The sequence below is a fragment of the Prevotella disiens genome (genome assembly GCF_900454955.1).
Taxonomy (GTDB): Bacteria; Bacteroidota; Bacteroidia; order Bacteroidales; family Bacteroidaceae; genus Prevotella; species Prevotella disiens.
This window is the reverse complement of sequence record NZ_UGTL01000002.1, coordinates 193,435-207,925: the sequence shown is the minus strand read 5'-3', so window position 1 is coordinate 207,925 and position 14,491 is coordinate 193,435. Positions and strand designations below refer to the sequence as shown.

The window sequence follows — 14,491 nt, the reverse complement described above, 5'->3', positions numbered from 1 at the left end:
ACTATTATATCAGTCGTTTAAAACTTCTCCATAAAGGTCGAATTCATCAGCTTCTGTGATGCGGACTTGATAAAATTCGCCAATTTTCAATGTCTTGTCGGCTTGAATAAGCACTTCTGGGTCTACCTCTGGTGAGCAAAATTCGCTGCGTCCAATGTAGTATTCACCTTCTTTACGGTCAATAATAACTTTCAATACTTTGCCAATCTTTTCAGCTTCTATCTCTGCTGAAATCTCTTGCTGTATTGCCATTATTTCGTCCAACCGCTTTTGCTTCACTTCTTCGGGTACATCGTCTTCATAATGCAATGCGCTGTAAGTGCCTTCCTCGTGCGAATAGGCGAAAGCACCCATGCGTTCGAAGCGAGCCCAACGCACAAATTCTTTCAATTCTTCAAAGTCTTGCTCTGTTTCGCCAGGAAAACCCACTAAAAGCGTAGTACGAATGTGCAAATTAGGCACCTTTTCGCGCAATGAACGGATAAAATCCATAGTTTCTTGCTTGGTAACATTGCGGCGCATACGGGTCAGCATATTGTCGGAAACATGCTGTAAAGCCACATCTAAGTATTTGCAAACCTGTGGCTTTTCACGCATTACATCTAACAAATCCATAGGGAATTGATTTGGATAAGCATAGTGTAATCGAATCCACTCGACGCCAGGAATATCCGCCATGCGCGAAATCAATTCCGTGATGTGGTGTTTGCCATCCAAATCTACCCCATAATAGGTCAATTCCTGCTCAATTACTTGAAATTCTTTCGTCCCTGCAGCGGCTAATTCAGCCACTTCTTTGAGAATATCCTCCATTTTTCTTGAACGGTGTTTGCCCGTAATAAGTGGTATTGCACAATAAGCGCAATGGCGGTCGCAACCCTCCGCAATCTTAATATAAGCGTAATGATGCGGTGTAGTAAGGCTTCTACGCCCATTACATGCCGTTACTTCAGCTTTGCCAAGGTCGGTTAGCAATTCTTTGAAATTAAATTTTCCATAGAATTTGTCCACCTCTGGTATTTCTTTCTCTAAGTCTTCTTTGTATCTTTGTGATAGACAACCCATTACAAATAGTTTGCTCAGTTGTCCGTTTTCCTTTCTATTAACAAATTCAAGGATTGTGTTGATGCTTTCTTCCTTGGCAGTATCAATGAAACCGCAAGTATTTATGACTGCAATTTCGCCTTCTGGTTTTTCAGAATCGTGTACACAATCGTATCCATTGGCTTCAAATTGTTTCATGAGGAGTTCCGAATCAACAAGATTCTTGGAACACCCCATGGTGATAATATCTATTTGATTTTTCTTCATGCAATATTGGGCGCTTTTTTCGTCTTACAATTTAGATTTTTGCGCTGTATTTTAAGTTCTCAACTTGTAGGTTTAAACCTTTAGTCTTGCTTAAATAAACTATCTACAAATTGCTCTTTATTAAAGAGTTGCAAGTCTTCTATGCCTTCTCCTAAGCCGATATATCTTACAGGAACTTTCAATTGGTCGCTGATACCAATCACTACTCCACCCTTTGCAGTACCATCGAGTTTCGTGATAGCGAGTGATGTGATTTGCGTAACCGATGCAAATTGCTTCGCTTGCTCAAACGCATTTTGTCCAGTACTGCCGTCTAAGACCAACATAACATCGTCTGGTGCTTCTGGTAATATCTTTTTCATGACCTCTTTAATCTTTTTCAACTCGTTCATGAGTCCTACTTTATTGTGCAAACGACCAGCTGTATCAATGATAACAACGTCAGCCCCATTGGCTTTTGCACTTTGTAAGGTGTCGAAAGCAACACTTGCAGGGTCGGAACCCATTTGTTGTTTGATGACAGGAACGCCAACACGGTCGCCCCAAATCTGTATTTGCTCCACCGCAGCAGCACGGAAAGTGTCAGCAGCCCCAAGATAAACCTTCTTTCCAGCCTTCTTAAATTGGTAAGCAAGTTTGCCGATTGTCGTAGTTTTGCCTACTCCATTTACGCCCACAATGAGTATAACGTATGGTTTATGGTCGGTTGGCAAGTCCCAATCTTCAGCATTTTCAGTATTATTTTCCGTGAGTAGATTGGCAATTTCAGCGCGTAAAACATCGTTCAACTCCGATGTTGAAACGTATTTATCGCGTGCGATGCGCTCCTCAATACGCTCAATGATTTTCACTGTCGTATCAACGCCCACATCAGACGTGATTAAAATCTCTTCAAGGTTATCTAAAACCTCATCATCTACCTTTGATTTGCCGGCTACTGCGCGTGCAATTTTAGAGAATACACTTTGCTTTGTAGTCTCAAGACCCTTGTCGAGTACTTCTTTTTTCTTTTTGTTGAAAAGTCCGAAAAATCCCATAATTAGCTAATTTGCTACAAAGTTACAAAGTTTTTATTGAAAAATGTAGCACTTTGATGAATAAAAAAACTTCCCTAAACCCACCCTCGCCCTCCGACGAAGTCAGTTGAGTGGTAATGAAACATGCTAAATGCAGCGTAAACCATGCTAACGTGCGGGGCTTGATACGTAAATTTTATTTTATAACGCGCCCAAACGTTTCATGATCCTTTATTTTCAACTCGCCCTTCGCATTGGGTTACACCAAAATATCTTTAATCTTCCAATTCAACGAGGAAGTTTAGTCCTTGAATTTCAATATCCAATTTGCGCAATTTCTCTGCCAATTTATCAATTTGCTTGCTCAAATTGCGCACATCAATGGTGGTAATGAGTTTAATTTCAGAGCGAGAATAACGGTCATGTCCTTCGTTTGCTTTATTGAAAACATCTCGTAGAATGCTAACACGCAAGGTTAAAACCTCTTTTTCAGCCATCATTTCGGTCAATGTGCGCCCATTATGCAAGGTGTGCATATTGGTTTTATTGATGCGAGCAATCAATTCTTCCAATGTTTTCAAACTATTATCAAGCGACTTCATCAAATCTTCCACTGGTTCAGTGGGTTCATCACCTTCTTGTAGCTTTATATTTGCGAGTAATCGGGCTTGTAATTGCTCTATTTTTCTATTCAATTCTTTGCGAATTGACAATGCTTCTGCTAATTTCATTATTCTTATTTTGTTTTAAATACCTTTACATTCCGTCTTCTTCAGCCTGCTCGAGAGCTGTTTTAGGCTTCTCTTCGGACTTTTCTTGTCCCACTACGCTTTGCGTATCAAGTTCCACTGAAGAAGTAACACTCATGTTTCCTAAGTTATTGATATTGACATCGATAGGAATAAACTCATCGCTATTGGGGTCAGGCGAGCCTATACTGGCTCCAAACTTCAACACATTGCCTTCAATCCTATCGAACATCAAACCTATAAGCGCCCCATTTTTAACGTATTTATTATGTGCAAATGCTTTAAAATCATCTTTTTGGAATGTTTTATTAAAGAATTTCGTACCGTCAGAGTGCAAGATTGTGAGCGTTATTTTATTGTCATAATATTTCTTTTCATCGGAATCGGCTACCATAGGCAGCGATTTATCAGCATGGCGTTCAATAAGAATCGTATAATTCTTGCCCAACCACTCAATATTCTTTTGGTATTTAAAATTTGAAAGTTGTTGTGGTTGATGCGAAGCCTTGGGTTTTGGCTTTATTTTGGTGATAATGTTATCAGATTTTTTTTCTTCTTTGCACGATGTTATCACTACGGAAATTACTCCGAGCATAAGGATAACTACAATGTTGCGTGATACTTTCATCATCAGTTTTAAATTATTATATTATGCAAATTTACGACTTTTTCTTAACACTGCCAAACGTTGAAAAGAAAAACAACATGTTTTGGTGTTTTAAAGCTATTTATTGGTGGCACAAGGTGCTTGCTTTTACGATAGATGTGCGGCATTCAATGCCATAGATTTCTAAAGAAGCTAAAAAAAAATGCTAATTTCCGAAACGTTTTATGTAACTTTGCACCCTGAAAACGAAGAGAGTATGAGTACAAAAAAATACATCATAGCGATAGTTTTTTCCATGATAACATTGCCCATTTTGGCGCAAGAATATCACGGAGAAATGGAGCGGCTCTATCCAAACAAACCAGATAAGCAAAAAGAAGTGAAGCAAATGGTGGCTAAAACGACAAACGAGCCACCTACAACCCTGTTGCCACAACTACAAACCCTTGCTGCCGAGCTTTTAAAAGATAAGAAAGGAAGCATTGTAGCCCTGCGCCCTAAAACAGGAGAAATCATCTGTTTAGCTACCAATTCGCCTCAAGGAGAGAATTTAAGCCTCGCTATCGGAACGGCTTATGCACCAGGTTCTACCATAAAAGTGGCGAATGCGCTCGTTTATTTGCAAGAAGGAATCATTCAACCCACTACAAAATTGCATTGTGGAGGGGCTTTTCGTGAGGGTAATATAAAGGTAAATTGCCACAAACATCGCCAACCTTTGATGTTGGAAGGAGCTATTTCGGCTTCGTGCAATACCTATTTTTTGAAAGCATTCAAACTCATGATTGGCAATAAAGCCAAATATGGGAGCTATAATAACGCCTTAGACACGTGGCACGACTACATGATTAGCATGGGTTTGGGCGGACCATTAGGAGTTGATTTGCTCGATGAAAAAGGCGGATTAATTGCTAATTCAGCTTATATGGCACGCCGTTATAAAGGTGGGTGGAACCCATTGACCACCATTTGGACAGGTATGGGACAAGGCGATTTAACCTGTACGCCGCTTCAATTGTGCAATTTAGCAGCTACCATTGCCAATCGTGGCTTCTTTTATACGCCTCATATCACTCGCTCGGGCAAGGGATATACGTTGCCACAACGTTTTTTTGAACGCCATAATACGAAGATTGCGCCCAAATATTACGAGCCTATTATAAAAGGAATGCGTGGTGTGGTTACTTCAGGAACGGCTTATGCTATCAACACGCCCGACTATACCATTTGCGGAAAGACCGGAACGGTGGAAAATGAGGGTGCCGACCACTCCACTTTCATTGCTTTTGCGCCTATGAACAATCCGCAAATTGCTATTGCAGTGTTCATCGAAAATGGTGGTTGGGGGGCTGAAGTGGCTGCTCCAATTGCTGCTAAAATCATAAAAAAGGCACTCACAAAAGAAACAAAAGCAGCTATCAAACCAACGAAAAAGTCGATAAAAACGGCAAATACAACGAAAAAGAAGAAATAAAAGAATACAATTTATTCACTATCTATCGCAATATAAATCATTAAATAAAAAAAATGAAACATCTAAACGTTCTCTGTAAAGGCACGATATGCCTTTCGCTCATTTTACTTCTCGGCTCGTGTATCAAAGATGAAGCCTTAAATAAAGAGGCAGACATAACGAAAGCCACCTTGAAAGATTATAAAACCTCGCGTATGCCTATCATTACCAACAATGAAGTTCGGTTCTATATGAATGGTTGGGAGGATTTAACGAAGATGGCACCCGAGTTTGAACTGACCCCAGGTGCTACCATTGACCCTGCAAGTGGTACTGTTCGTAACTTCTTAACACCGCAAAATTACATTGTAACATCGGAAGATGGACAATGGAAAAAGCCATACAAAGTGTCGTTTATCACCGATGACGTGGCAACAAAATATCATTTTGAAAATGCAAAATATTACACTTATACCGATAGGGAAGGTGTTAAAAAAGAGTATTTCCACATCTTTTATGAAACAACCAATGGCAAAGATATCATGCAATGGGGAAGTGGAAACGCAGGATACCTCATTACGCACCAAGATGCAAAGGCTGAAGATTATCCAACTTGCCAAGTTGATGGTGGCGTCTTGGGCAAATGCGTAAAACTTACTACAAAAGATACAGGCGAATTGGGTAAAAGATTCAAAGCGCCTATTGCCGCTGGCAACTTGTTCATGGGTACTTTCAACATCGAATTAGGTAATATGGCGAAATCAACCCACTTTGGTTTGCCTTTCAGAAAGATACCTACCAAACTTTCAGGCTATTATAAGTACAAGGCAGGCGATGTTTATACCGATAAAAATAGCAGTATCGTAAGTGGCAAACGAGATGATTTTGATATTTACGCAGTATTGTTTGAAGTAACAGATGATACGCCTTACTTAGATGGAAATAACGCTCAGACCAGCAAGAATATAGTTCTTTTTGCTCAAGTAACAGATAAAAAAGAAACAAATGAGTGGACTCACTTCGTTATCGACTTTAATTCAGTGGACGGACGTGTGGTTGATATGGAAAAATTGAAAGACGGAAAGTATAGTTTAGCCATTATCATGTCGTCAAGTAAAGACGGAGCGAACTTTAATGGAGCCGTTGGCAGCACGCTTTATGTAGACGAAATGGAACTTTTTACCAAGTAATCAATTCTAATTAAACGTAAAAACAATGAACAATATATCAGCTATATACAATTTTTCATTAAAGAAAACAAGTAAGTTTGCTTGCCTTTTTCTTTTCCTTTTCACGGGTTTGACAGCACAAGCACAAGAAGAACTCATCTCAGCCATAGAACTTACCGACCGCAATGGTTGGGAACTTGAAGTAAGAGCTGGGGTGAATATTGGTGGTGCAAGCCCCCTTTCATTGCCTCAAGAAATAAGAAAAATCGATAGTTATAGTCCACGTTTAAACGCAACCTTAGAAGGTGTGGCAACAAAATGGTTTGGTCCTGAAATGAAATGGGGTGTTTCAGCAGGATTGAAATTTGAAGAAAAAGGTATGATAACAGGTGCAAAAACCAAAGCATACCACATGGAAATTATCAATGACGGCAGCAAAACTTCAGGTTATTGGACTGGTTATGTTAAAACACACTATAACAGTACGTTCCTTTCCATACCTATTATGGCGAATTATCGCATTAACAACGCATGGAAAATACGCGCAGGCATCTTTACCTCTTTCCGTCTTGACGGCGAATTTGCAGGTAAAGTGAGCAACGGATACTTGCGTGAAGGCGACCCAACAGGCGAAAAAGTAAGTTTTGATAACGACAAAGTGGCGACATACGACTTTAGCAGTAACCTCAATCACTTCAATTGGGGCGCACAAATCGGTGGTTCGTGGAATATGTTCCGCCATTTTACATTGAATGCAGACCTAACTTGGGGTTTCAAAGATATATTTGAAAGCAGTTTCAAAACCATTTCTTTCAACATGTACCCCATTTATATGAACATAGGATTTGGCTATAAATTTTAAAAACACACGATTAAAATAAAACGCAAGAATAAAGGGGATAGGTATGCTTAGGCTTATTCCCTTCTTCTTTTTTATATATGAAATGGAAATCAATTGCAGTCATCGTTAATTCAGCATAAATGACTTATTTCCCAAAACAGCCTGTTTTGCAATTCAAAACAGGCGGTTTTAAGATGAAAAACAGCCTATTTCAAAAAAAATAGGATAAGGTGCTGATTTTTAAAGTGAATACATTAAGTTGCGAAAGCGTCAATGTGGGATTATTACAACTCCACCACCGTGATACCAGCACCACCAAATTGGACATGTTCATCACGACAATTCGTAACATTAGGAATGGAATGGAGGAACTGACGAATCATGGTGCGCAAAATTCCATTTCCTTTGCCATGTAAAATGCGTACTTGACTGGCACCCACGAGGATAGCATCGTCAATGAAATATTGCACTTGATTCAACGCTTCATCGGTTCTCATACCACGCACATCAAGTTCTTGTTTAAATTGACTACGGTGTTGGTCAATCGTTTCACGTGTTTGGCGACTGTAATTGTAGGCTTGAAATTGTTTTTTGGTTTCTTCTATCGTTGCAGTGTCCACATGTTCCAATCGTGAAACAGCCATTTTAGTACGCATTCCACCAAAAATCACAGTGGCTTGCTTTCCGTCTGTGGTTTCAACCTTACCCACTGACGTTAAACCTTTTATGCGTACAGTGTCGCCATTGCCAATTGGACGATTCTTAGCACGCTTTTCTGTCGCTGCTTTCAACGATTCGGCAGCCGTTTGCTTGCGCTCTTCCTTCTCCTTTACATGACGTTCGTGGCGTTCCTTACGATTTTTTATTTTCTCAATCTTGGCTTTCAGCTCCTCGTCTGTCATGAGTCCACCCTCACGCATCGCTGCTTTGTTGGCAGGTTTCTTAGCCTTGGCTTTGTTTTTTTCGTTCAATTGAGCGACCGAATCGTTGAGCATCGCTTCCTCATATTCGGCTAATTCTTGGCGCAAACGCTTCGTTGCCTCCTTTTCGGCTTGCTGTTGGCGTATCTCACGAATCACGTTTTCAATGCGCTTATTGCTCTCTCGTATGATTTCTTCGGCTTCGGCTTTCGCTTTTTTGATAATTTCCTTTCGACTTTGGCGCAACTCCTCTATTTCTTTTTCGTATTTAGCGATGGTGCGCTCCAATTCTTTCTCGTGTCCATGCACAGTTTGTCGCTTGGCTTCCCAATAACGTTTGTCACGAACAATATCTTGTAAATACTTGTCGCTCTGTATGTAATCTGAGCCAACAATCTCGGAAGCATCGCTAATTACCTCCTCTGGAATACCCGTTTTGCGAGCTATTTCTATGGCAAACGAACTACCTGGGCGACCAATTGCCAACTGAAAAAGTGGGCGCATCTCGTGTCTGTCGTAAAGCATTGCACCATTTGCCACTCCCTTATGGTCTTCGGCAAAATGTTTTAGGTTCTGATAGTGGGTGGTAATGACTGCCCACGCTTGCTTTTTCCAAAATTGTTTCAATACCGATTCGGCAATCGCACCACCAATTTGTGGCTCCGTTCCTGTTCCAAACTCATCAATTAAAATGAGCGTATAGGGGTTGGCTTGCTTCATCATGTTCTTCATGTTCATCAAATGCGATGAGTAGGTACTCAAATCGTTCTCAATACTTTGTTCGTCACCTATGTCAATCATCAAGTTTTTGAACATTCCTACCATAGAACGCTCATCAACAGGGATTGACAAACCGCATTGAAGCATGTATTGAAGTAGTCCGATTGTCTTCAAACAAACCGACTTTCCGCCTGCATTCGGTCCCGAAATAATGAGCAAACGCTTCTCTTTTGTGATTTGAATATCCAATGGTACGACTGCCAAAGGAACATCATTATTTTCCGCAGTACGCTGTTTTCGGCTTAACGAAAGCTGCAAAAGAGGGTGAATGGCACGAATAAAATCGACGTGAGGTTCTGCTCCCACTTTGGGTTCTATCGCTTTGAACGTGCGAGCCAACTCCGCTTTGGCACGAACAAAATCAATCAGTGCAAGAAAATGGTAAGAATCGAGAATTTCACGCACATTGGGGCGCACTTGTTTGGCAAACTCTCGCAAGATGCGAATGATTTCTTTGCGCTCTTCGTTCTCCAATTCACGCACTTTATTGTTGGCTTCCACCACCTCAGTAGGTTCGATAAAAACAGTTTTTCCTGTGGCACTTTCATCGTGAACAATGCCCGAAATCTTGCGCTTCATGCCTGGAGCAACAGGAATTACCAGTCGTCCATCACGCAAAGTTGGGGTTACATCACGCTCAACAACACCCTCGCTTTGAGCTAAACGCAAGATACTGTTCAAAGTACGGGATATGCTGCCTTCCATACGAGCCAATTCACGGCGAATTTGGAGCAAATCGGGCGAAGCTGTATCACGCATTTTGCCAAATTTATCAATTATCTGACTGATGCGTTGCACCAATAAAGGGAACGTAGCCACACCGTCGGAAAGCGCATAAAGTGCTGGGTAAGTATGATTTATATCACCATTTGGCAATTCATCGCCCATGCTAAGAAAGCGCACAACGGCAATAATGGTTTCCATGGAACGCTTCAAATCGAAAAGTTCGCCCTCCTCCATGTAGGTTCCTTCAAGGCGAATGCGTGCCACACTTTCACGAACATCAAAAACATTGTCTAACGGAAATGGCTCTGTACCCTCTTGAATCAGCCGAAATTCACGAACTTCAGCCAACCAACGGTTCACTTGTTCAGTGTCGGTAGAGAACTCCATAAGGTCTACTTGTTCCTTGCCAAGCGTTGAAAGACAGCGTTCGCGCAACAAAGTGCGTATCTCGTTGAAACCTATTTTCTGCTCAAAATTGTTGGGATATATCATCTTTTTTTCTCAATATTCATTGTAGTAAGCCTGAGGGGGGATATTTTTTTTAGACGAGTTAGTTTTTTTCGGACGAGTCGGACAGGTCAGACGAATCAGACTTGTTCGACTTTGCTAAAAAGCCCCTAACACTCTCCCCACGTCTGACTTGTCTGACAATCCGACCCGTCCGATTCTTCCTCAAATTCCTCAAAGCCCCTCAAAGCCTTCAAGCCAAAAAGCCACTACAAAGTTACTATTTTTCTTTTTAATTTAAGTGGGTGTTCGTTTTTTAATTGCATAATTCGTAACTTTGTCCACAAAAAAATATGTTCAAAGACTTTTTGCTTGTAGGTTTTGGTAGTTTCTTTGGTGGGGGATTGCGTTTTCTTGTATCTCGCCTTTTAGCCGTTTCATGCAACTCAACCTTTCCGTTTGGCACTTTCACTGTCAATGTTTTAGGCTGCTTCATCATAGGTTTTATTTCTTCGCTATCGATGAATAATTGGCTAACACCTAACACTCGCCTGCTGCTTACAACAGGTTTTTGCGGCGGATTCACCACCTTTTCAACTTTTATGAACGAAAACGCTGCGATGATGAAGGACGGAATGCCTACCACTGCCCTACTCTACACGCTCGCAAGCCTCGTTCTCGGCTTTGTTGCCCTCATTATTGGACAACAATTGGCACGAGTTTTCTAATTTTCATCGTTGCTAACAAATCATTCGCAAATTGTTTGCCGACTTACAACCTTTTACTTTTTTAAAAAACAGCCTATTTTCAAAAGAAAAAAAGCGTCTATTTTGCAGTGCAAAACAAACGCTTTAATTTTTTAACTGACACAAGAAAAATTATTTTCTGCCCTCTGCCATGCGCAAAAGACACCCTGTTGGGCAAACAAAGCGACAATAAGGGCGGGGAATGAAGAGGGAAAGCACGACAACAACGATGCCAAGAGCAAGCACAATGTAAGAAGCGGAGGTGAAAAGGAAGGCTGAAAAAACTTCGTAGTCTATCCATTCCAAATAAATTCCGCTTAAAGTTACCACCAAAAGACCCAAGAAAAGCAACGAACGAAAGGTGCGTAAAACTTTGGTAGTCAATGGTGATAGACGCCATTTCTTGACTTTTGTTTTCGATAGCAAATCTTGTAAGGAACCACAAGGGCAAACATGGTTGCAATAATAATTCTTTTTTCCAAAAAGTGGGTAGATAAAAGCGGTTACAAGCATGACTATCGGAATGAGGGAAGCCCAAAAATAAATGCCACTCGATAGATAATTGATGAACAACGACCATGAAAGGAAGGTACCACAACCAAATCCTAAGACCAAAACGTTGAGCAACATTTGTGCCAAACGATAGTATTTGTTTTTGAAAAAGAGGGGAAGAATGGCGGCTAACAATACCACTGCTAAGCCCATATATACTTTAAAATCAAGCGATTGAAAGGTTACTTGCTCTTCTTTTGCTGCTTTTTTATCATAATAAGCCAATCCAAGGTGGAGGTTTTTGATAATGGCTTTCGATGAATAGGTAGCCCCACTGACGGCATCGACACGCATTTTCAAAGCCTCATCTACTGTTTTGCCGTTCCATGAAGACAACAACGAAGCGGCTTCTTGGAAGAAATCGGGCGTTTCGGTATTCTTCAGCGATTTCACTTGCGTGATTTTGCCATTGTTGATATAGATTTCCAACGGCACCGTGCCTGCATAACCCACAATTTTGTTGCCTAAATCGGTGGTATTCACCACGATAGTGCCGTCTTCTAAGGTGCGCAATGTTTCTATTTTAGCAGTCTTTGGCTTATCATTGAATAAGTCTTTAAAGTCTTTTCCCCACACTTTTCCGTCGCGTTGCACGGCAGCCACCATCAAAACGAGCAGACAAAGTGCTAACATGAGGATTTGTTGCAATTTCTTCATTGTCATATTCTTTGTGCGAAGCGTTCAAATCGCTTTCTTTTTTAACGAATTAGATATTCCAACAAGGGGTTTCACAACGTCATTTCCCCCACCCTGTCGGCGTTTCGTTTAGTAATTTTTGATAGCTCTGTCCATTTCGCGCCTGTCTTCTTTCTCCTTGAGTGTCTGACGCTTATCATATTCTTTCTTACCTCGGCAGAGTGCAATGTCCACTTTGGCATGTCCTTTGTCGTCGATGAATACAAGTGTCGGCACAATGGTGTAGCCTGGCGTTTTCGATTCTTCTTCCAATCGCTTGATTTCACGCTTATTGAGCAACAATTTACGCTTTCTTCTTGCCTCGTGATTAGAATAAGAGCCATAGAAATAAGGGGAGATATTCATGTTCTCAACCCACATTTCACCTTTATTGATGAAGCAAAACGTATCAACCAACGATGCCTTTCCCGCCCTAATAGACTTGATTTCAGTACCCGTTAAGACAATTCCTGCCGTATAAGTATCAATAAAATAATATTCGAAAGAAGCCTTTTTGTTGCGTATTTGCACGGGCGACTTCTTGCGTAATTCTTGTTCTTCTTTATTCATTTTCTATTGTAACAAAATCGTTAATGTGGTCGTCAATGTATTGAGCCACCTCGTTTGTCCATAATTCTTCATTGACAATGAAATCATCGTCCACCTCATCGAACTCAGGCATCTGCTCATAAAGTGCCATAAAGTCGTCGTCCGACATTTCCTTTTCTATTTGTTCGTGGTATTTTTCGTAGGCTTTCTTGGCTTTTCTGATGTGCGAATACAAATCGGTCAAGCCCCAATTGCGCATCGCCACGGCGAAAGGGTTCTTGAAAATAAAAGCTCCGTAACCATTATGTATCAGCTGTACGTAACCACCGTCCATAACTTCTTCGTGCAAATAGCTCCAACCGAGCAACGTTATTTGGTCGGGCGTGAGTTCTTGCATATTCTCTTGGGTGAGTTGTCCGCCAATTGCCTCGTTAATAGCGTCAATAAAAACTTGTACAAAGGCGTCTAATCCCTCTTGGGCAGCTTGTTGCAAAGTTGCATCTTTTATCTTTATTTCTATCATTTCTTTGTTTTTAAGTTGTGAAATAGACATTTTCTTTTCACGTTTCAGCGTTAAACTTCCTCGACAATGGTGTTCGGCACTTCGTGTTCCTTGATTAATTTGTCAAGACTTGTAAAGGTATAAGCCGCCTTATCCTTGACTATCATGGAAGTAAATCGATTGCGCAATTCCATTAATTTCTCTGCTGCTAACGGATAAATCTCCGCTGTGATGCGCTCCGACATGGTTTTTGCATTCTCCTGAGTGAACTCAAAATAGTGGACAAGCATCTGTTGGAAGTGGCGACGTTGCATTTCGTTCATCTGTTCCAGTTGTGCGTCCATCTTGTTTTTAGCCTTAAAGATATTGAAAATCAATTCATCTGGCTCACCGCCTCGCTGTCCATGGTCGTATTTCTTTTCGTATTCGAAGTAGCAATCGCACAATCCTTTGTCGGCTAACTCTTGCAATTCTTGTTGCGCAGGGTCAAGAACACGGCGACAAAAGTCGGAAAATTTCTTGTAATTATTCTCCAATCGCAACATTTTTCTGAATTCTAAGGTCTTGATAACGGTGCGTCCTTTGTCAATCCACGACTCTATGAACATGTAAATGCGCTGGGTATAGCGGTTCTTACAAGCGAAAACGATTTGCTTATTCAGGCTATGGTAGCCAAAATCTAACGACACTAAACGTTCGGCAACGGTTTGGTCGAGCTTCAAAATTGCGTATTTATTGTAAGAACTGTCCTCGGGAATGTAAACATCGCATAGGTTTGTCGCCTTTGTATACTTGCGTCCTTCGCTTGTTTTGTATGGAATTTCAACAGGAATAGAGGCCAACATTTTGAGCGAATTGCGCAGTTGCGGATAGTGATTGGGGTCTACTCCCAACTCTTTAAATGGCAATTTGATAGGCATTCGTCCGTCTTCGTCCAACTCATCGGTCTTAAAAATTTCGAGTTGGGGATTGCGTTTTTTATTGAGAATGCCGTGCAAAATCGATTGTAAACTCTCAACAATAGAAACAAGTATACGCACTTGAATGAGCGAATAGTCGTGTCGCATCATGGTTACGGCAATGGGTTGCAACAACCATGTTTCTTCTTCAATAGGAATGAGTTCGTTTGATATGCCACGCTTTACTGGAGCTTTCTTCGCTTTGGCCCCTTTTTTGGTTGCCGAAGCTGCTTTTTTCGTTGTTTTGCTTGCCGTCTTTTTTGTCGTTGCCATATAAATTAATGTATTATTTCTGTCGAAAAACGCTCCGCAAAAAGGCTTATCGCCCTATCAAACACGCTATTGGAGAGTTATCCTTGCAAAGATAATAAAAAAAAATAAGACAAAAAAGAAAAGCGACAAAATGTTTTCGATTTGTCGTACTTGCTCTTTTTCATGGTGAAAGTGATGGAAAATGGAAGCAAGTCGTGGGGAGAACGGTAGGAAACA

The 14,491-nt window shown here is 40.9% G+C and carries 13 protein-coding genes; 4 read left to right on the top strand and 9 right to left on the bottom strand.

Features of this window, described 5'->3' with window-relative positions; all coding sequences use genetic code 11:
- Positions 1 to 9: 9 nt before the first annotated feature.
- From rimO to DYI03_RS11310, 4 genes are all read right to left on the bottom strand, one after another.
- Positions 10 to 1,311: a 30S ribosomal protein S12 methylthiotransferase RimO gene (gene rimO / locus DYI03_RS11325; RefSeq protein WP_021669543.1), complete on the bottom strand. Its 1,302-nt coding sequence runs from the start codon at positions 1,309 to 1,311 to the stop codon at positions 10 to 12.
- Positions 1,312 to 1,391: 80 nt separating this feature from the next.
- Positions 1,392 to 2,348 (bottom strand): signal recognition particle-docking protein FtsY, encoded by a 957-nt coding sequence (ftsY, locus tag DYI03_RS11320; protein ID WP_021669544.1) that lies wholly within the window; start codon positions 2,346 to 2,348, stop codon positions 1,392 to 1,394.
- Between the two features lie 254 nt (positions 2,349 to 2,602).
- Positions 2,603 to 3,058: a DIP1984 family protein gene (locus tag DYI03_RS11315; RefSeq protein ID WP_004355301.1), complete on the bottom strand. Its 456-nt coding sequence runs from the start codon at positions 3,056 to 3,058 to the stop codon at positions 2,603 to 2,605.
- Positions 3,059 to 3,083: 25 nt separating this feature from the next.
- Entirely contained in the window at positions 3,084 to 3,704 is a 621-nt protein-coding gene (locus tag DYI03_RS11310; RefSeq protein WP_036870341.1) for a DUF4738 domain-containing protein, read from the bottom strand.
- 235 nt (positions 3,705 to 3,939) lie between these two features.
- Between DYI03_RS11310 and DYI03_RS11305 the strand changes: the two genes are divergently transcribed.
- Genes DYI03_RS11305 through DYI03_RS11295 form a run of 3 tightly spaced genes read left to right on the top strand, consistent with a single transcriptional unit; the run spans position 3,940 to position 7,167 of the window.
- Positions 3,940 to 5,157 carry a penicillin-binding transpeptidase domain-containing protein gene (locus DYI03_RS11305; protein ID WP_025064584.1) on the top strand — a complete coding sequence of 406 codons (1,218 nt, stop codon included), beginning with the start codon at positions 3,940 to 3,942 and terminating at the stop codon, positions 5,155 to 5,157.
- Between the two features lie 53 nt (positions 5,158 to 5,210).
- Positions 5,211 to 6,326, top strand: coding sequence for a PCMD domain-containing protein (locus DYI03_RS11300; protein ID WP_021669548.1), 1,116 nt, complete (start codon positions 5,211 to 5,213; stop codon positions 6,324 to 6,326).
- A gap of 25 nt (positions 6,327 to 6,351) precedes the next feature.
- Positions 6,352 to 7,167 carry a porin family protein gene (locus DYI03_RS11295; protein ID WP_021669549.1) on the top strand — a complete coding sequence of 272 codons (816 nt, stop codon included), beginning with the start codon at positions 6,352 to 6,354 and terminating at the stop codon, positions 7,165 to 7,167.
- 263 nt (positions 7,168 to 7,430) lie between these two features.
- Here the strand turns inward: DYI03_RS11295 and DYI03_RS11290 are convergent, their stop codons facing one another.
- Positions 7,431 to 10,064, bottom strand: a complete 2,634-nt coding sequence (locus DYI03_RS11290; RefSeq protein ID WP_021669550.1) for an endonuclease MutS2 — start codon at positions 10,062 to 10,064, stop codon at positions 7,431 to 7,433.
- 308 nt (positions 10,065 to 10,372) lie between these two features.
- Between DYI03_RS11290 and crcB the strand changes: the two genes are divergently transcribed.
- Positions 10,373 to 10,747, top strand: a complete 375-nt coding sequence (gene crcB, locus DYI03_RS11285) for a fluoride efflux transporter CrcB (RefSeq protein ID WP_036870339.1) — start codon at positions 10,373 to 10,375, stop codon at positions 10,745 to 10,747.
- Positions 10,748 to 10,897: 150 nt separating this feature from the next.
- On the opposite strand, the gene DYI03_RS11280 is transcribed toward crcB, so the two are convergent.
- From DYI03_RS11280 to DYI03_RS11265, 4 genes are all read right to left on the bottom strand, one after another.
- Positions 10,898 to 11,974 carry an FMN-binding protein gene (locus tag DYI03_RS11280; protein WP_025064582.1) on the bottom strand — a complete coding sequence of 359 codons (1,077 nt, stop codon included), beginning with the start codon at positions 11,972 to 11,974 and terminating at the stop codon, positions 10,898 to 10,900.
- 108 nt (positions 11,975 to 12,082) lie between these two features.
- Entirely contained in the window at positions 12,083 to 12,562 is a 480-nt protein-coding gene (gene smpB, locus DYI03_RS11275; RefSeq protein WP_004355185.1) for an SsrA-binding protein, read from the bottom strand.
- On the bottom strand, positions 12,555 to 13,064 hold the full coding sequence (locus DYI03_RS11270; RefSeq protein WP_036870343.1) for a DMP19 family protein: 510 nt from the start codon (positions 13,062 to 13,064) through the stop codon (positions 12,555 to 12,557). The genes smpB and DYI03_RS11270 overlap by 8 nt, the downstream gene beginning before the upstream one ends.
- Positions 13,065 to 13,114: 50 nt before the next feature.
- A complete protein-coding gene (locus tag DYI03_RS11265) occupies positions 13,115 to 14,275 on the bottom strand; it encodes a replication initiation protein (protein WP_004355445.1) in 1,161 nt (386 codons plus the stop codon).
- Between the last annotated feature and the right edge of the window lie 216 nt (positions 14,276 to 14,491).